Here is a 19,289-nt window from a genome sequence, read left to right on the forward strand (position 1 = left end):
CCGTTACTCGGCAGCGTCGGACGCGATACTTGGCATGCGCCGCTCCAGCGCTTCATCGGCCAAATGTCTGCCCAGACGAATCAACTCCTTGCCGCGGTGGAATTCGTAGGTACTGCAGACTGTTTTGGGTATTTCAATCAGCACGTCGGGCGGGTAGCCCGCCACCTTGTACTTGGCCAGCGCCGCCTGGGTAATATCAAACGACTCCAGAATCATATCGAGCTTGCTCCACTCCCGCTTGCCACGGGCTTCAGTGGTCTCCTCCAGCTCTTCGCCCTCTCCGCTTGCCCCCTCACCATTCGCGCCCAGCCCCGCCCACAGTTTTCGCGTAGCGGCGCGCACATCCCCCATCCAGTTACCCATGTTTTGATCGCGCTCAATCTCTTTTTTGCTACGGCTATCGGTCGCCTCCTCTTCCGTAGGCAGCAACTCCTCCATGGTGACTGGCAGCGGGCTATGCGCGGTCACGTTGACCGCCACCACAAAATCCGCTTGATGAGCCGCCACCACAGGCATGATCGGCAGCGGGTTAAGCAACCCGCCATCCACCAACACCTGATCACCCAAATGCACTGGCGTTATTACGCCCGGCACGGCAATTGAAGCGCGAATCGCTTGTAATAAGGGGCCATTTTGAAACCACACTTCCCGCTGGCGAACCAGATCCGTTGCCACCGTTGTCACTGGAATCGCGAGGTCTTCAATTAAGATATCGCCCACCAGCGCTTCCAGCTTGTTCATGACCTTGCTGGCACGCATCGCGCCCATGGGGCTCCAGGTCACGTCGACTAATTTGAGCACATCCAAATAGTCAAGGTTGCACACCCAATCGCGGTATTCAGGCAGCTTGCCTGCCGCGTAAATACCACCGATCAGCGCGCCCATCGAGCATCCTGATACGGCGATGATTTCAAAGCCCCGCGCCTCAAGTGCTTCAATCACCCCGATATGCGCATAGCCGCGCGCACCGCCACTGCCCAACACCAGAGCGACCTTGTTTCCACTACTGACATGCGCCAATTCGTTCATACTGCTATCCATCGCTAGGCCTTATCGGTCTTAACCCTGCCGCTCGTAACCCAGTGAGCGCCAATTACTGCGGCGACTTGCGCTACGGCACGGGGTTCCAGATGCAAGTGGTGGCCGCCATTAAGCACATGCCGGGTCAATGCTTTTACTGCTTGCCGCGCCTGAACCGCCCAGGCGCGTTCACCCAGAATCCCCTGCTCCCCTTCAACCAATAGCACTGGAGCGCTGATTTCCGCCAGCAATGACAACACCTGTTCGGGCGTGAAGCGCACCAATGAAGGCTTCAGCAAGCGACTGTCGGTGCGCATTTGCACATGGCCATCGGCGGTGGGCTGGGTGTTGCGCTCCACTAACGGTGTGGCCGTAATGGTGTCCACCGGCGTGACGCCTCCCGCAACACGCGCAGCGATGGCACTCTCGATATCCGGGTAGCGCGGCGCGCGGGAAAGTGGCCGACGGTAGGCTGTCAGTCCTTTGCGCAGTTGGCTAGCGGTCTCTTCAATGGGCGTATTAAGCGCCCCCAGCCCGTCAATCAACGTTAGCCGCTCCACCCGTTCAGGCAGCGCAGCAGCAAGTAAGCAAGCCACTGCGGCGCCCATGGAGTGGGCCAACACGCTAACCTGGTTAAGGCCGAGGTCTTCCATGGCATCCAACACATCGTGGCAGTACTCCCATAGCGCATAGCCACCGCCCTGGGGCACATGTGCCGAATGACCATGGCCGCGAAAATCCAGTGCCACGATACGCATATCCAATGACTCTACCAGAAGCGGGGCTAACCGAGTAAAACTGGCTGCATTATCCAGCCAGCCGTGCAGAGCCAGCCAAACCGGGGCATCAGCGCGCCCCCAACTAAGGGCGGCCAGGCGACCCTGGGCAAGAGAAAGCGGCTGCGGCGCAACGCTGCGTGCAGCCGTAGATTCGGTGTGGGGCATAATCAACCATCCTGAACAAACGGCAACGTTATAAGGCAAGCAAGATGACGACGTAAGCGACAAACGTTACCATGCCCGGCGTTATGCTTCCGCCTCTTTTACCTCCACCCTCATTTGGTGCCATTATGAAACCACACCGCGATACCCGCGCTCGTAATCTGGTCTTTTTTGTTGCTGTCATTAGCGCCCTGGTGGTCGGTTTCTGGCTCGCAAAATAGGTTCAAGCCTCACCGAGTAGCCCCAGGCTGGCCGCTGGCGCTTGGCGACGTAATCCCCGCGAAAGTGCATGACCTATCACGCCAATCAGCACAGCACCGCCAATGGGGAGGAAAATCCATAGCCCCAGATGAAGGTGCGGGGTTAGATCCAACAAAAAGATGTACAACGCTGCGGTGGTCAATTCAGCCAGTACCGCCCCCATCAACCCACTGGCAAAGCCCAGCAACGCGTATTCAGCGCCCTGCACCCGTGAAATCATTTTACTGCCTGCGCCAAATACGCGTAATAGACCGCTTTCATGGGCGCGCACAGGTAAGCTTGCAGTCAGTGCGGCATACAGTACGCTTATCCCTGCCAATAGGACCAATGCAAGCACTAACTCCACCGCCCGTGTAACCTGGCCGAGTACATCCCGCACCTGGCCCAAAATGGCATCAACATTCAGTAAGGAAACTCCTGGGAATTCGGCAATCAGCTCCCGGATCAACCCCTGCTCCGCTTCAGGCAGATGAAAGGCGGTGATGTAGCTATGCCCAAACTGTTCCAGCACGCCCGGCGGAAAAATGACGAAGAAATTAGGCTGAAAACTATCCCAATTCAGGCTGCGCAAGCTGGTAATTTGGGTGGTGATTTCATCGCTACCCACCGAGAAGGTCATCTCATCACCGATGTTTAAGCCAAGCCTTTCAGCGAGTCCATCCTCCATGGAGATGGGTACTGGCGCCGCTTGCTGCGTTGCCTCGACGGCGCTCATCCAGCCTTGGCTTTCACTGCCCTCTTCATTGCCCTTCTCACTGTTTGTGTCGCCTCCCAACGGGGCTGGCGAGAACCATTCACCGGCCACCACAGCATTGCCCTCTGGCACTTCAGATTGCCACGTCAGGTTGAGCTCCCGGCGCAGCGAGTTGTCACCGCGGGCATCAGGCGGCACAGCATCTCCCGGCGGCTGACCATTAATGGCAATCACTCGCCCACGCACCATTGGGTAGAGGGTGCTTTGGGTTTCCACCCGTGGCGAAACTGCCGCATCGAAAGGATCGCGTTCGGAAGGCTGGATATTGATGGCAAAGTAGTTAGGCGTATTGTCAGGCAGTTGGTCTTGCCACGTGCTGAGCAGGTCGCCCCGTACCAGTACAATCATCGCCATGGCAAAGAAAGTCACTGAAAAGGCCAGTAACTGGCCTAGGCCCGCTTGGCGACGCCGTGCTAGCTGGCGGCCGCCTAAGCGGAGCGCCTGAGACCACTCACTACGCCCGGAAAATCGCTGTACAACGCGCAACAAACCGCTAAGCAGCAGCGCACTAATCATCCACAGCACACCGAGCAGAGCCGCCCCACCAATCAACAGCGCAATAGCCAGCGGCAGGCTACCCGAGTAGAGCCACAGCAGCCCGCCAAACACTAGGCTTGCCACGCCCACCACCAGCCAGGCCGAAGGCGGCAGCGGATCTAATTCGCGACGCAGAACTTTTAATGCGCTCACTCGTTTGATACGCAGCAGGGTTGGCCCAGCAAACCCCACCAGCACGGCAAGAGCCGTAAACACGCCTAATCCCAACGGCATAAGACCAGGCGGCGGTAGCGTCATGGGTAAGAAACTCACCAACAGCCAGATAAGAACCGCTTGGCCAACCAGCCCAAGCAGCGCCCCAATCACTGCGGCTACCAGTGCCAAACCCATTAGCTGAAGCGAAAAAATCGTCACCAGTTGCCGCTGGCTGGCGCCAAAGCAACGCAACAGTGCGGCAGTATCCAGGTGGCGTTCCACATAACGGCGAGTCGACATTGCCACTGCCACGCCTGCCAGCAGTACCGCTGCTAAACCGGCCAGCCCCAGATAACTCTCTGCACGCTGCAAGGCATTGCCAAGCTGGGGGCGATCAACGCGGACATCCCGTACCTCTACCCCATCGCGGCGTAGCTCAGCAAGCAGGCCTTGCACTTGATCAAGCGCTTCCGGCGGGCCTGCTGCCAGGATTTCAAACTCAATCCGCGAGCCTTCTTGAACAAGACCGGTGGCTTCGACATCCTCGGTATTGATCATCAAGCGTGGATTAAAATTACTGAAGCCGCCGGACTGGTCCGCTTCGCGCTCAATGATCCCTGTTATCTCAAGTTCGGTCTGGCCCACTTGGACCCGGTCACCCAACTCTATCTCGACCAGTTCTATCAAGCGTGGATCCGCCCATGCTTCACCAGGGGCTGGACCAGACGCTATTTGTTCAGTGCCATTGCCAAAATCGACGGAAGAGGCGCCATAGTGAGGGTAGACCTCATCCACGGCTTTTAAGCTAGCCGGTTGAAAACGCCCGTCGCGGCTAATCATCGATACCAGATCGACTTGGTCACTCAGTACGAAACCTGCATTTTCAAGACGTTCTCGCAGCTCCTCTGAAAACGGATCACGCTGCTCTAATACCAGATCGCCACCCAGCATTTGGCCCGCCTGGCGCTCTAGGCCGCGCTCTAGGCGATCAAGGAAAAACGCAATCATGGTGGAAGCCGCGACCGCCAATACCAGGGCGATAAATAGCGCACGTACATCAGCGGCACGCAGGTCTCGCTTGAGGCTGCGCATGGCCAGGCGCCAATTCACATCACTCATTGCGTGCCCTCGTCAATCGAAGCCGCGGTGGGCACAAACGCTTCTAATTTTCCATGATCTAATCGCAGGCAGCGATCACAGCGGCGCGCCAGGGCATGGTCGTGAGTCACTAAAATCAGCGTAGTGCCTGCTTCCCGGTTTAGGGTGAAGAGCAAGTCAATGATTTGCGCGCCGGTGTCGGGGTCCAAATTACCGGTAGGCTCATCGGCAAACACCAGCTCGGGGTCGGTAACGAAAGCACGGGCAACGGCAACGCGCTGCTGCTCACCACCGGAAAGTTGTTTGGGTAAGTGATTCACTCGCTCGCCAAGTCCAACACGCTCCAACCACTGGGCAGCGGTTTGTGTCTCCCCTGCACGCGGTGAGAGTTCGAGGGGTAACATGACGTTCTCAAGCGCGCTCAACGTGGGCAGCAGTTGGAAGTTCTGGAACACAAAGCCCACTCGCCCAGCGCGTAGCGCAGCTCGCCCATCTTCATCCAAGCGGCTCAATGCATGGCCGAAGAGTGTTAGCTCACCATCGCTTGGAGTATCAAGGCCAGCCAGTAGCCCTAGTAGGGTTGATTTTCCCGCACCGCTCTTGCCTAGAATCGCCACACTTTCACCTGCCGCCACGCTTAGCGATAGGTCGTGTAAGATAGTTAGTGAGCGTTCACCGCTCGTCACTTTTTTAGACAGCTTGTCGGCATGCAGAATAGGATGCCTAACGGCGCCTAGTGGAACATCGCTTAACGCTTGGTGGTCGGTATTAGGCTGGCGCTCACCGTAGGGTGACTCGCTCGACATTGATATATCCGTAGCAGTATTTTCAGTTTTATCTGAGGAGCTTGGATTTGAAGAACTTGGATTTGAAGAGCTTTGATTTAAGGAGTAAGACATGAAGCGTGGCATCCCTGTGGCATGGCATGGACTGAACCGCATGGTAACCGGATGGCTGGTGTTGCTGATAGTCACCTTTGCCTCGGTGTCTATCAACGCTTCGCCTATCAATAGCGAACAGTCACCCAGCTTATTAGTGATGGGCGATAGCTTAAGCGCCGCCTACGGTATTGAGCGTGAAGAGGGCTGGGTGAGCCTGCTGGCAGAGCGTTTAGAAGGCGAGGTGAACGTCATTAACGCCAGCATTAGCGGTGAAACCACATCCGGAGGTCTACAACGATTCTCTGATATTCTCGGACAGCAGCAGCCGGATATTGTTCTACTGGAATTAGGCGGCAATGACGGTTTGCGTGGTCTGGCACCCAATCAAATGCAGGCGAACTTAGCCGGCATGATTGAGCAGAGCCAAGAGGCAGGTGCACAAGTACTGCTACTAGGGATCGATATACCGCCCAACTATGGCCAAGCGTACCGGGACGCCTTTACCGGGGTTTTCCACTCGCTGGCTGAAGAATACGACATTTCCCTAGTGCCTTTCTTACTGGAGGATATCGCCCTAAACGACGCACTAATGCAAAGTGACGGCATTCATCCTACCGCCGATGCGCAGCCGATTATCCTCGACAATGTGTGGCCCGAGCTTGAGCCGCTGATTGAGCCCCTGGTTGAGGGGCAGTTAGAGACAACGCATCAGGCAGCGGCTCAGTAAGGTTAACAAAAAGCTGTTTATCTACGTTATCGACGGGTGGATAAACCGCCCTATGAAATAAACGTTAGTGCATATCTTCTGCCATATGGACTAACATCAGCAGTGTCGCTGAAAAATAGTCGTCCTGTTGTTGAGGTGTTGAGCTAGGCAGCGTTTCGCCACTGACATAGGCTCTAATCGCATCCACTCCACGTGAAATCGGATATTCAGCACGCTCATCACTTACCACATCAACCCAAGCGGGTGCTGGTTGATGTACAGGATCATCCCAAAAAGCCTTAATACTGCCAAGGCCGCTGGCTTCCTCACGCCCACCCCATACAAAATAGAGCGGGATACGAACAGCATCAAAGCTGAATCTAGGTGCCCAGTTTGTTGCCGGGCTCAATTCACCCTGTTGAGTGATTTGAACCCAATCGGTTGGCAATAAATATGCACCAAAACGTGCTTGATCCAGTAATTTAACGCCATCATTAATCAGGCGGTCCCAGGACTCATTCGGCTCAATTTCAGCGAAGTCTTGTAACGCGGGAATAAACCAGTATGAGAGGTTGAGATCAGCTCCTTCGTTGCGACGAAAACCTTCTATGCCTGGCAGTAACACCTGAAAGCCAGCAACTTCGTATGTTAGGTTTTCAAGTATTGCGCTTCGTATACTTTTTGATGCACTCGCATAATTAGCGTTACCCCAGCGCTCGGCTGCTAAATATAATGCCCAGGCAATAAATAAATCACCATCGGTTGCGTTATTTCGATCGCGCACTGCTGGTATATCGCGAGGGTCATATCGCCAAGAGAAGAGTGATACATCCGGTCTATTCAGGTGACGGCGGGTCCAGTGCCAAATCTGATCAAACGTTTTCTGATCATTATAATGCTGAGCAAGCATCATGCCCCACCCTTGCCCTTCCGAGTGACTGATATTGTGATTACCTGTGTCAATCACCCTTCCCTCTGCATTAACAAAGCGCTCACGATAGACGTGCCAAGCAGAGTCTGCCTGGGCTGCACTTATGCTGCTGAACAAACAGACAAGAAGCCCAGCGCTTAACGTAAACCGATACAGCATTTTCGGTTAGCCCTTTAATTGTGCAGCTCCATTAACAAAAGCCGCTAACGACCATAGAGGAAAGTGCATTCACGCTGTTCTAGATTACGACTTATACATCTGATAGGCACATCAAAATCTCCACCCTGCTGTTGCAGCCACCCTTTAAACACGCCTTCTAGCAATGCGGACATTGCTAGCAAACTGGTATCGAGGCGCTCCGGAGAAGATCCTGGTACTGGGAATGCAGTATGACAAATATGCATTGCTTTATTTTCGGCCACGATGCTCGCCTGCCCCCAGTCCAGCAGGCCTAATTCATCGTTGACGGCTTGCTCCAGCCGCTCTAGCGTAGCGCACTCTCCAATAGGCTTTTCTGCAGCTATTCGACTACCGATATGGCGCCAAAAACCAGATGATTCCTCTTTACCCGCATTATTAGAGAGCTCATCAAAGACCAGTTCTAAAAAAAGCCGCCACTGGGGACTACAGTGTCGCTTAGCGTAGTACTCGATGTGTTGAATATGATTATCTGGCTCGTTCACCGCTATCTCCAAAGATATAGTTCATAAACATACTCGCGGATGTATCGTTGTAATCACCGAAGCTATTGAAGTCCACATTGCCGCCAAGGGAAAGTTCCGGGGTCATTTGATACTTCATAGTTCCACCGAATGAAAGACCTACACCACTTTCGCTCTCTCCCTCATAGCGTGATTCTTGCGTCGCTCCCAAAGCAGCAAACACATCTAGCAACGCTTGTGCATCCGGATCAGTGGGAAAATAATTGCTTTCATCAGTACTATAGCTTTGGAAACCTGGAGCAATGTATCCACCCAACGTTAACTGGTCGGTAAAGTTTTCCTGATAATTGATAGGGAAGGTCACGCTAACGTAGTCCTGAGGACTGAAATATCCTCCATGCCCATAGGTAAAGTGGCTGAGATCATCATCAAAAGCCATCGCAGAAATATGAACACCCGTTTGCAGCTGACGACGTTCATTACTGATCGGACGCGCATAGCCACCCAGAGATAGTTCATATGACTGGTTATCGGCAACGTTATTACCGGTATAACGATATGTACCAACATCAGCATAGAGACCGCCCGTTTCAGTATCGTAATTGATACCTGCTCGGCCACCGGTGCTCACTACGCCACCCCACGTATCGCCAGAATAAGCATCGTAGGTGCCCGCATACGAAAGAACACTATCCTTCACAGCTCGGCGCTCAGCAGTAAAATTCAGCGATATATTGTCAGCGACCTTAGGGCGCCAATTGATTCCACCAACCAAATTTGTTTCTTCAAACCCAAGAGGCGTGCTGCCAATATCCAAGTTTAGGTTGCGATTTGTATAACTAAGCTCTAGCCCCGAACCGCTATCCCGTAAGCTGGAGGGACGCGCTGATTGCGCCTCTGTCTGCAAACGGCTTTGGATGCCAGCAAGGGCAGTTTCAATCTGCTCACGACTATTTGCAAACGCACTTAAAGACTCGCCGTCCAGGTCTAGCTCAGCAAAATTGACACTATTTTCTTCAAGGTAACTATTAAATATTGCTAGCTGTTGATCAGTCAGACTGGCGACCGTTAAGCCTGCTTCAAATAGTGGATTACGCTCAAGAGCTGCCTCATAAAAGCCTCTCGCCTCCTCTAGTTCAGCAGCCAATCTAACCGCCTCTTGTTCATTTACTGCAGCATCCAGGCTACTCTGGGCAGCGAAAAAGCTTGTTACGGCTGACTCAATCTCGTCCAAGATAGAGGAGACGCCACCCAACGACTGATTTAATGTACTGGCACTCTCAGCCAGACCACTGCGCCCATAGCGTCGCAGGCCATCTCCCTCAGGCGTTCCCGCCGTTACTTGTGTTGGCGTGATCGCTACTTCAAGGCGACCCTCTCCGAATGGTATTGCTGAAAAACGCAAGGGAGCTTCAATGCGATCCTGTTGGCTCAAGCCACTCTCGCCATCGCGGAAATTAAACACAAACTCGGTGGCAACTCTTGGCGCCCGCTCGCGCCTAATCTCTCTAGAGAGATCATCAATCTGTTGGCTTACAGTCGGGGCTTGCATCTCTGTTTCAGCGAGCTCAACGTCGCTGCTGATTTCGCGGCTAGCGCTCGGTAGCCAGCTAGGTCGTTGTGAATAATTTGCGGTTCCTCTGGCCCTATCCGTAAACGGATTCTGTCTTTGAGAAAGGGCAGCAACCTCACCTTCTTGTCCACTTAACCGCTGGCGGGCTTCGCTCAATAAAGCCAGTGCTCCAAGGCTCTGGCCGTTAGCTCGAGCAACTTGGGCGCGGAGTAGTAGTATATCAGCCGTTTGCTCCTCTGACGCATAGCGCTCCAGCAGCTGGCTAGCTTGACTCGTGCGGTTGTTAGAAAGCGCCGTTTGCACAGCGCCTAACAGCGCCTGCTCACTCTGTGGATGACGAGTCAACGCATAGGTGTAAATTTGTTCTGCTTGTGCTTGGCGCCCCCCATCAGCATATACACGACCCATCGCCAACAATAAATCTTCATTGTCAGGTGTTTGTCGCATCGGTTCAGCAAGCCGATCATAAGCACTGGCTAAGCGACCACTCTGACGCAGTTGGTCAGCTTCAATAATAACCAACCCACGTTCTACTGCTAACGCATCTTGATTTTCTTGCCATTGAGGATAAGCAGCTAAACGATGAAATAATTGGCGAGCTGCTTCTGGGCGCCCTGCCTGGGCCATCACCAGCACGTGGTTGATATAATCGTTGGGTGTTTGCTCGTCAATTCCACGGGCTAAGTCGCGCTCCACCCAACGGAGGGCTTCACTTTTTGCACCCGCCTGAGATAAAGCTCCCGCAATTTGACTAACCTGATTTGGCGTCAGCTCAGAATCTCTATAGCGAAGATATAACTGCTGTAGTGAGGCAATTGCGGCAGTGCGATTTCCCTGCTCTAGCTGAGCAATTGCGTCCGTGAGGGGCTGCTGAATTTGCGCCTGCTGCTGAAGTGATTGCATATCAGCGGTTATTGCATTGGCCGGAATCCCAGATAGCAAACGCTGGGTTTCTGACCAACGTTCCTGCTCAGAAGCAAATAACGCAGCGGCGTAGCGTTGGTCAGGTGTTGCACTGCCGCTTTGAAAAGGCACCATCAAGGCTTGCGCTTCATCAGGGCGTGATTGATCAGCTAAAACCCGTGCTAAGTCGAGCCGCGTCCAAGGATCATTTGGCGATAAAGCAAGGGCTTCGCGAAGCGCCGTCTCAGCCCCAAAACTATCCTGCTGACGCGCTTGACGACGCAGCGCCTCCACTTGCGCAGTGGTTAATCCGCCAATTTGGCTGCGGGCACTTTCCGGAAGAGCCTGAGCTACTTGTTGAGCAGTCGCCCAATCACCTTTATCAGACAGTACTTGAACCAAACCAACACGCGCGTCTACATCATTTTGACGGGCTTCCAGAAGGCCGCGGTAGGCCTGTTCTGCAGCATCCAGACGCTGCTGCCTTCGCAAAATGTCTGCTTCCAACAGTCGGGCGGCACGCCCTGCATCACCGTTCTGCTGAGTAAGCGGCCGTACTTGCCCAAGCGCCTGCTCAAGATTATTAGCCTCCGATAAACGCCGAGCTTCTCCCAAGCGGGCATAAAACGCTGCGCTTTGATACGCGGCCGCCCACTGTTCTCGCTGAGCAGGCACTTCATCCATCGCTTCACCGAGTAAATCTCTCGCTTCAGCAAACTGCTGCCTACGTAGCAGTATCAGCCCTAAACCGACTTTAGCCTCTGCGTCTTGAGGATTAACGTTAAGCGCTTGCCGAAATGACTCCTCCGCACTGCCAAGCTCTCCAGACTGAAGCGCAGTAAAGCCGATTGCACGAGAGTTCTGAGCAATGGAGTCTTCGAACCGCTGTATCACTTCGGTATCACTTGGGTTGGCCTGTGCATAAGCCTGATAAAGCGTTTGGTCCGCAGGCGTGGCCTCTAGCCACAATAATGCTTGACGCCAAGCACTCCGTGCAGCAGCCGCCTCTAAGCCATCTTCTTGCGCTATCTGTGCTAACTGATCAATTCCTTCACGGCGGGTGCCCTCGCGATAGGTTAAGACCTTTCCTAAGGCAAGGCTTAGAGGATCATTTTCAGGATATTTATTACTAAACTGGCGCAGGCCATCACGCGCCTCTCGCCATTGAGTATCGCTGCCACCGGCCAATGTTTGGTAATACTCAACCGCCAAACCTCGAGGAGGTGTTTCACCTCTAAATAACTCCCGGTATGCGGTTACCGACTCTTCATAGCGGTTAGCACGGGCTAACTGACGAGCACGATTCAGCTGCGCGGTGTCTAACTCACTGCCCTGCTGAAGCTGGTCTAGCTCGATTAGACGCGGGTTATTAGGTGATACCTCTGCAAGGCGCTGAATCCACTGCTCCGCTTGATCAGGTTGTTCATCCACGAGGGCTTGTTGCGCTAATCGGAACAGAACTTCTGGGTCGTCCGGCCGACCAGAAAGGTATCGCTCTAAGGCTTGCCTAGCTAAATCTGGACGTTGATTTTCTTGCCAGAAATCAGCTTGGCGTAATAAAGCATCTAGGGCGGTTTGCGAGTTATCTTGCCCCCACGCAGTTGACACCGGAACGCAGCAGGCGAATGCACTTAGCAAAAGCCGCTTTTTTAACTTCATGATAGTAGGTACGGGTGATGTATACATATTTATTTCCCGCCAGGGTGCGTATTGCTACCACTATATGCGCGCCGCAATGCCCGCCGCTTGAGAGCGCTATAAAAAACTCCCGCCATTAATAAAAGTACCGTCACCATCGCCAGCAGCATAGGAATAATATACTGCCCTGCATACCAGCGAATAAGTCGATGCCAGACCATTCTTCCTCGCGCTGTCCGGGGCCCAACTTGATAAGCATTAACTTTGTGATCAGGAGAGATCACTACTAAGTCACCTACTGCTTGACGGCTAATTTGGGGTTGATCAATGATCGCAGCTAACGTCCGCATTCCTTCATCGTGAAAAGCAGTTGCTACCACGATACTTCGCATTGGATTAAGCGGTGACCGAACTCCCATTAACACTTGTTCTGGTGCTTGACTACCGAGCCTGTTACGTGAACGTTCTACGTCTTTTCCCCACTGTGCCTGCGACCACAAGTTGAGACGACTAAGCAGACTTAACGGTGTAACACGCAAAGCGCCTTGCTGAATGCTAAATGGGTCTATGTGGCTATTGAGCTGGCTATTTTCTAATTGATCAGCGCGAGCAACGACCAGGATATCTTGCTGGGCTAGGCTGTCATTAAGGGTTAATCCTTTTCGTATATTTAAGGCCGTACTTGGATAGCCCGTGGAAGCCCCCATACGACCAATCAAACCAAGCGCGGCGCTAATTTCCACAGCGTCAGGCTCACTTGCCACCATCAATGTCGTTTGAGATAAATCCGCCCACTGGGTAAATGGAAAGCCAGCACTTAACCAGTACGAGAGTTCGGGTAACACTGCAAAATGTTGCGCGTCACTCATATCTAAATATGAGTCTGGATAAAGTCGCGTTTCAATACGATCAGGCAGGCCAAGCTCGCAACCATCTTCAGGCGTATTGACGGCCATATTAAAGTAGAAACTAAGTTGGTTATTTCCATATAGCTGCTCTTGTGGAATACGTAACGTTGCTCTTTCTTGGCGAATATCATTGCCCAGTAGCCTCCATGCGTCCCAAGCTAGCGAGCGTTTTTCAACGGGTAAAGAGCCAAGATAAGACCCGTTTAATTCCACCTCTAAGCGTGAGTCGCTTTCATTTAACCAATCGCCACGTGGGAACTCATAACCTATCTCCAACGTGACATCGTCACCGGGCCACAAGTGTATGTTTGGCGGTAGACGGAAGCTATAGTTTTGTGGCGGAGGACGAATACCTTCACCGACCATTTCACTGCTACTTGTCATGCTAGTGAGAAATATTGGTTCATTAAGTGCCTGCCAGTTAGGTGCGTCATAAGGTTCCCTCAAAGGAAAAAGAGGAGCGCTAACTTGTTCGCTATCCCCACTCAGCCTCGCTTGATAACTAGCTAAATAAGTTGCAGCGTTTTTCACTTCCTGTTCGGTTTTCCCCGTCGCAATAAGCAAGCGATACATAGGATTATTGGGATTGGCTTGTTGCAGTAAAGTTGGCCCATTAATCCGCGGCAACTCCACCCCTAGCGGCATTTGCTCAGGGGTGCCTATCACAATCGCATGCTGGTCAGGTATTTGGGTATGATGAACTGGAAAATCCGCCCCCCTAAATCCAGATTCAACCGCAAAATGCGACGCTAAAATAGCACTGGCACTCAGTAACGTTTCAGAGGGAGAAGCAGGCATAACAAAGGGTAATTCCAGCCGATCCATGTCTGCTGTATCAAAAAATGGCGCTGGTAAGTTAGCTAAACCGCTTACTGGGGGTAATGATTGAACGTCTACTGTAAGTGTCGAGCTAGGCAGTATTTCCACCCAAATATCTTTACTCAGCAGATTATTACACTGCTCTAATGTTTGACCTGTAATACTCAGCAACAATGTGTTGTAGGATACAATTAGCTCAGGAGGGATAGTAATTTCAGCCACTAGATGATCTGCGGTGAAGCGATCAAGTTCAAGAGTATCAACCACTATGCCGTTTAGATTAACGTCTAACTGACTAAGTCCTTCCAATAACATATCGGAATAGCGTATCTCCAAATGCAATACAGCTTCGGTTGACACTTCATCACTGCGTAAAGCGAACTCCACCCCCGCCTGGGCTCCATTACCCTTTATGCGTAAGGTATTAGGTTCTAACGATTCGCTATTCGTTTGCTGTAAAAGCGGGTAGATGCGTTCGCGAGTTTGAGTCGGCATATTGAAGGCCAGCCCTCCTCTCGCGCTCACTTCAACGTCAGGCAAAAATGAATTGTCAGGCGATAAAGTATCTGACATCAACAACTTTGATTGCGGTGGCAGCGATGAAACATCTAACTCTTGGCTCCATGCCCGCTGAGTAGACATAATGCCAATCACAATTAAAGCGACCAACACCATGCGCCATACCCATGTTGACGCTGGAGTCGTTACTTGAGCTGCTACTGGTGCTGCACTGGTGGGGATGCCTTCTGCCTCCTTAACTTGTTTTGCGCCTGAAGCACCTCTTGCAAATAGGCGATTCTCCTTCCAGTTTTTGAAAAACAGACCTGTAACTGCACGAATGACCGTCCACATGGAGCGAAGTGGCTGATCTTGGGGAAGTTTACGTTTTTGTAACCAAGCATCTGCACGCCCCATAACTAATTTGACCAACTGTCGACGTTGCGCCACGTTCAAGCTGCCAAACCGTAGACGGATATGCTGGTTATCATGGCTCACTACATGCACTGGAAAAAGAACTGGATTGCCGTCGAATTTCATTTCAACAAAATCAATTCGGGAATCTTCAGAAAAGCCCGATATTGCAGCGATTTGCATCCCCCCCATTGAAAGGTTTTGAGTGGCCGCCGTTAAGGTATAACCACCGACTAGATGCAATACCGCAGGGCGACTGAGTTTAATCCGCACGTATTCACGAACTTGTCGTTGCTCACTTCCTACCGCGATTGCCGCCATCAAAAAGAAAGCGCTAAAGGAAGCCCAGATTATATTGAAGAGTAAAACGCTTAATTGTTCACCTTCCGGGTTCCACCAGACGAAGCGTATAATGCCCCATAGCGTACCGGCCGTCAGTAACGCTAGCAAAAATAAGTGTGGTCGCGTGACATTAAAATCAAAAAAACTTCGATCTAGCCGCCCGCCCTTTTCGGTAACATTAAACTTGCCACGGTTAGGATTAAAAAGAGTAATAATCGACGGTTTAAGAAGATGAAAGGTTAGAACCGTTTCATATATTTCATTCCAAAATGTATAGCGGTACTGACCGACAAGTTTTGCATTGGTATAAACGACGGCAAACAAGTGAGGTAAAACATACACCGCAACTGACTGCGGAGAGGCCTGGATAATATTAAGTCCAAATAGCAGGTAAGCTAACGGCGCCGTTAAAAAAACAAAACGCGCTAGAGGAAACTGGAAATGCAGCATTGCGCTCAAGTAGCAAAGACGCTGAGGAATACTTAACCCTCGTCCCAGAAGTGGGTTATCACGGCGCAATATTTGTGTCATCCCACGAGCCCATCGCGCTCGCTGAACGATATGTAGTGCCAAACGCTCAGTAGCCAACCCAGCTGCAAGAGGAATCCCCAGATATGCGGTGGACCATCCTTTTCTCTGCAACTTTAATGCTGTATGAGCATCCTCCGTTACTGTTTCAACAGCAAAGCCGTCGATTTCGGCCAGAGCACTGCGACGGATAACAGCACAGGAACCGCAAAAAAAAGTTGCGTTCCAGTAATCATTTCCTTTCTGAATGGGACCGTAGAAAAGCTCACCTTCGTGAGGTACTTCTCGTCCGCTTACTAGATTACGTTCAAAAGGATCAGGAGAATAAAAATGGTGGGGCGTCTGTATAAGTGCTAAACGTTCATCAACAAGAAATGAACCCACTGTTGCCTGTAAAAAGACTCGCGTCGTAACATGATCACAATCAAATATACAAATTAGCTCTCCTTTTGTTTTTTGAAGAGCATTATTTAAATTACCCGCTTTAGCATACATATTATCTGAACGTGCTATATAACCCACTCCTGCTTGTGCCGCAAAAGCAGCAAACTCAGCCCTTTTACCGTCATCTAAAATATAGACATTAACTTTATCAGCCGGGTAGTCAAGATTTTGCGCTGCCAGCACGGTATCACGAACGACATCTAAACTTTCGTTATAGGTGGGGATATAAACGTCTACCGTTGGCCATTTAGAGATTTGCTTAGGTAATGGCACAACTTTACGTTCAAGTAGCCAAGCTGATTGAAAAAAGCTAAGTACTAATACTAGCCAAGCATACAGTTCTGCACCTAAGAGCCCCAAGCTCAAAATAGACTCTAGAAGGCCTTCGGTAACCAGTGTCTCAGTCACCCGCCAATAGATATAACGACTCGCGGTCATAACCGTAATCAAGGCCATTGCTAAGCGTACACGTGGCGAATTAACCTGACCCATCACAAGTAAAAGTGCAGCCGTAATCCCCCCAAAAGCTAACTGATTACTCAGCGTCATGGGCGTTGAAATCACAATTAGCAAAATAGGCGTGCAAAGAAGTAATAAAAGGATAATCCAGGTTTTATACAGAAGCTGTTTCATCACTCACCTACCTGACGAATTTGCACTAACGCAGTATCCGGCATTAAACGCATAAGATTATGAGCGATGACTTCCAAATCATTAACCACCGCTGATGTATAAGCATGCTGTAGAACAGAGACCTGTAGAGCATGTGCTTCAGACACCGCAGGATCGCGATGTACAGATCCTAGCAGAGAAGCACCTAATCGTTCTTTTAAAAGCGAATACACGTCACGACTAAGCTCACTTCTTAAATCCAGTTGGTTCACAACGTAATACAGATGCCTACTTACATCTCCTGAATAGAAGTTGCCCTCTTCAATGGAAGGCAGAACAGCCAAAGAAGCGCTATCAGAAAGCAGTGCTGTCACACATAGTGGCTTTAATTTACATATTGCATCTAAAGCAACTGAATGCCCTGGGGGCAAATCCACTAATAAAACATCGTCCGGGGAGTCATAGAAACTCCTAAGTGATTGATATAGAGCTTGCGGATCACTGGAGATATAGCTCTCAAAACGGTAGCGTTCCTCTCGAGTTGTGGGACCGTAAGCAAGCACATTGATGCCAGTGGATGTAGTTCTTACCATTTCATGCCAATATGGATTTGAAGTTGCTTCAGCCACATATCCTTGCGGGTCATTAAAAGCAATGCCAAAATGTAATTTCAGCGCATCCTGGCTATCGAAATCGATAACCGTGACATTAAATCCTTGACGCTGAAATGTGTAGGCAAGATTAGCAGTTAACGTCGTTTTCCCAACACCTCCTTTAGGTGATGCAACGCAAATAAGAGTCATGAATTAATTTCCCTTAACAACGCTTTTAGCGACGTTTCTTCGTTTTCATCTGATTGTTGCTCGTTACCGTTATCGGTATAAATTTCAAATAAGTGACCAAAAGAAGGTCGCTTCGGTTGAGTGGGCGATGGATGCTCATATGATGGATGCTCATATAAAGCGTCGAAGGAGGTGGGCCGGGAAACATTTTTTTGTTGAGGAGTCGCTGGTCGCAGCGTTGGTACCATCGCTGGTTTTTGTACTTGATGAGGTACCCGTGGTGCTTGCTTTGAGCGCTCAACGCTCGTATGCACTACACCAGGGGCATACTTTGCAATACAATCGAGCAATTTCCAACGCTGAGACTCATTGGAATGAGCCGTACCTTCCGAAAATTCCCGATGTTCAAATCCCGTACCGAAATTTTCATCTGATACACCAATATCTACATTTTTTCCCATGTTTTCGTTACAACCTCGTTTAAATCTACAACCAACACTATACTGAAGGCTAAACCTCATGCATCTTTATGCCAGTATTTTGTTAGTAGCAACTGTTGGCTCATACTGAGGAACTAGCTATTAACTTGTTTTTGTATACTAGATCACTACCCACATCAAGGACTAAAATAACAATAATTCAACAAATAGAAATATTCGTTTGCCGAATAACAACCGTCTAGTTACCCTTTTGTCCTTGCTGAAGCCCTAATCCCAACAAAATGAGCACCAACCCGACCAGGGTTGAAGGCAAAATAGGCTCGCCTACCACTAGATAAAGCAAAAACAGCGACACAGGCGGTGAAAGAAAAATCAGGTTGGAGACTTTGGCGGTGCGCGACACTTGATGTACCGCTAGCTGCCACAAAATAAACGCCACTCCCATCTCAAACAGACCTACATAAACGCCCGCCCCAAACGCTGGCCAACCGTGCCACTGCACACCTGGGCCAAGCAGTAACAAAACTGTCAACACAGGCAGACCCACGCTGAAATTTTGCCATTGGCCTACTAGGGGCTGTCGCTTATCACGTGCATTGAGAAGCCAATAAAGTGCCCACAGCAGTGTCGAAGCGAGTGCCAGTACAACCCCTAACGGATCGGCGAAAGAGACATTGAAAACCAAGCCACGTGTGGCGATCACCCACACGCCTGCATAAGCGACCAACCCAGCAACGATATCCATTCGGGTTAAGCGTTGACCAAGCAAAGGCACCGCTAAAAACGCCATCGCTAACGCCCAGGTGTAATTCAGCGCCATGGCTTCTTGCCCGGGGAGGCGGTCATAGGCGGCGAATAGCACTAAATAATAAGCCACGGGATTCATCAGCCCCGCCCATGCAGCCGTTTTCCAACCGCTGCATAGCGCCGTGGGCATATTTCCCTGCTTGATGACTAGCGCCCCCATTAATGCCCAGGAAACGAATGCCGCTAGCCACATCAATTCCAAAGGACTCATCCAAGCGAGTGCTACTTTGAAAGCCGTTGCTACTGTCGACCAAAGCGCTACCGCCCCCAGGCCATAGAGGACGGCTTGCTTATCCTGATTCATCGGTCGATATGCCCTAAATCTCGCTCTGGATCCAATTGATCTCGCACGCGTTGCTTGAGAAGTTTTATATCGGGAAAGCCGCCATCACGCTTACGCTCCCAGAGCAGTAGTTCTTCACACCATATCTCGAAAGCGCCGCCATGAGAGGGGGATAGCGCGACCTCGGTCAGTTGCTCACCAAAGGTCGATAGAAGTTCTTGGGCATACCAAGCGCTACGCAATAGCCACTGACATTGAGTGCAGTAGCGGATTTGAATACGTGGCATTGAGAGTTCCTTATCGGTAAATTCCTTTGCAGGATACTATGTCGTTCTCAGAAAACATTTTGTC

General features: G+C 51.1%; 13 protein-coding genes. 1 reads left to right on the forward strand and 12 read right to left on the reverse strand.

The window, feature by feature from the left end; genetic code table 11:
* Nucleotides 1-3: 3 nt before the first annotated feature.
* The 4 genes from HZS80_RS08410 to HZS80_RS08425 form a co-directional block, all read right to left on the reverse strand.
* Entirely contained in the window at nt 4-1,029 is a 1,026-nt protein-coding gene (locus tag HZS80_RS08410) for a patatin-like phospholipase family protein (RefSeq protein WP_179915784.1), read from the reverse strand.
* Between the two features lie 14 nt (nt 1,030-1,043).
* A complete protein-coding gene (locus HZS80_RS08415; RefSeq protein WP_179915785.1) occupies nt 1,044-1,964 on the reverse strand; it encodes an alpha/beta fold hydrolase in 921 nt (306 codons plus the stop codon).
* 220 nt (nt 1,965-2,184) lie between these two features.
* Entirely contained in the window at nt 2,185-4,788 is a 2,604-nt protein-coding gene (locus HZS80_RS08420) for an ABC transporter permease (RefSeq protein ID WP_035563210.1), read from the reverse strand.
* Nucleotides 4,785-5,573: an ABC transporter ATP-binding protein gene (locus tag HZS80_RS08425; protein ID WP_246361822.1), complete on the reverse strand. Its 789-nt coding sequence runs from the start codon at nt 5,571-5,573 to the stop codon at nt 4,785-4,787. The genes HZS80_RS08420 and HZS80_RS08425 overlap by 4 nt, the downstream gene beginning before the upstream one ends.
* 91 nt (nt 5,574-5,664) lie before the next feature.
* Between HZS80_RS08425 and HZS80_RS08430 the strand changes: the two genes are divergently transcribed.
* Nucleotides 5,665-6,375 carry an arylesterase gene (locus HZS80_RS08430; protein WP_179915786.1) on the forward strand — a complete coding sequence of 237 codons (711 nt, stop codon included), beginning with the start codon at nt 5,665-5,667 and terminating at the stop codon, nt 6,373-6,375.
* A 64-nt stretch (nt 6,376-6,439) separates the two neighbouring features.
* On the opposite strand, the gene HZS80_RS08435 is transcribed toward HZS80_RS08430, so the two are convergent.
* From HZS80_RS08435 to HZS80_RS08470, 8 genes are all read right to left on the reverse strand, one after another.
* Nucleotides 6,440-7,444, reverse strand: coding sequence for a family 8 glycosyl hydrolase (locus HZS80_RS08435; protein WP_008959612.1), 1,005 nt, complete (start codon nt 7,442-7,444; stop codon nt 6,440-6,442).
* Nucleotides 7,445-7,488: 44 nt separating this feature from the next.
* Nucleotides 7,489-7,968, reverse strand: a complete 480-nt coding sequence (bcsD, locus tag HZS80_RS08440; RefSeq protein WP_008959613.1) for a cellulose biosynthesis protein BcsD — start codon at nt 7,966-7,968, stop codon at nt 7,489-7,491.
* Nucleotides 7,952-12,109, reverse strand: a complete 4,158-nt coding sequence (locus HZS80_RS08445) for a cellulose biosynthesis protein BcsC (RefSeq protein WP_179915787.1) — start codon at nt 12,107-12,109, stop codon at nt 7,952-7,954. The genes bcsD and HZS80_RS08445 overlap by 17 nt, the downstream gene beginning before the upstream one ends.
* A 2-nt stretch (nt 12,110-12,111) precedes the next feature.
* Nucleotides 12,112-16,647, reverse strand: coding sequence for a UDP-forming cellulose synthase catalytic subunit (gene bcsA / locus HZS80_RS08450; protein WP_179915788.1), 4,536 nt, complete (start codon nt 16,645-16,647; stop codon nt 12,112-12,114).
* On the reverse strand, nt 16,647-17,429 hold the full coding sequence (bcsQ, locus tag HZS80_RS08455; RefSeq protein ID WP_179915789.1) for a cellulose biosynthesis protein BcsQ: 783 nt from the start codon (nt 17,427-17,429) through the stop codon (nt 16,647-16,649). The genes bcsA and bcsQ overlap by 1 nt, the downstream gene beginning before the upstream one ends.
* Nucleotides 17,426-17,869 (reverse strand): hypothetical protein, encoded by a 444-nt coding sequence (locus HZS80_RS08460; protein WP_158414206.1) that lies wholly within the window; start codon nt 17,867-17,869, stop codon nt 17,426-17,428. The genes bcsQ and HZS80_RS08460 overlap by 4 nt, the downstream gene beginning before the upstream one ends.
* Before the next feature lie 217 nt (nt 17,870-18,086).
* Nucleotides 18,087-18,959, reverse strand: a complete 873-nt coding sequence (locus HZS80_RS08465) for a DMT family transporter (RefSeq protein ID WP_179915790.1) — start codon at nt 18,957-18,959, stop codon at nt 18,087-18,089.
* Nucleotides 18,956-19,225: an Rdx family protein gene (locus HZS80_RS08470; protein WP_179915791.1), complete on the reverse strand. Its 270-nt coding sequence runs from the start codon at nt 19,223-19,225 to the stop codon at nt 18,956-18,958. The genes HZS80_RS08465 and HZS80_RS08470 overlap by 4 nt, the downstream gene beginning before the upstream one ends.
* Between the last annotated feature and the right edge of the window lie 64 nt (nt 19,226-19,289).

Source organism: Vreelandella glaciei (assembly GCF_013415125.1).
GTDB lineage: Bacteria > Pseudomonadota > Gammaproteobacteria > Pseudomonadales > Halomonadaceae > Vreelandella > Vreelandella glaciei.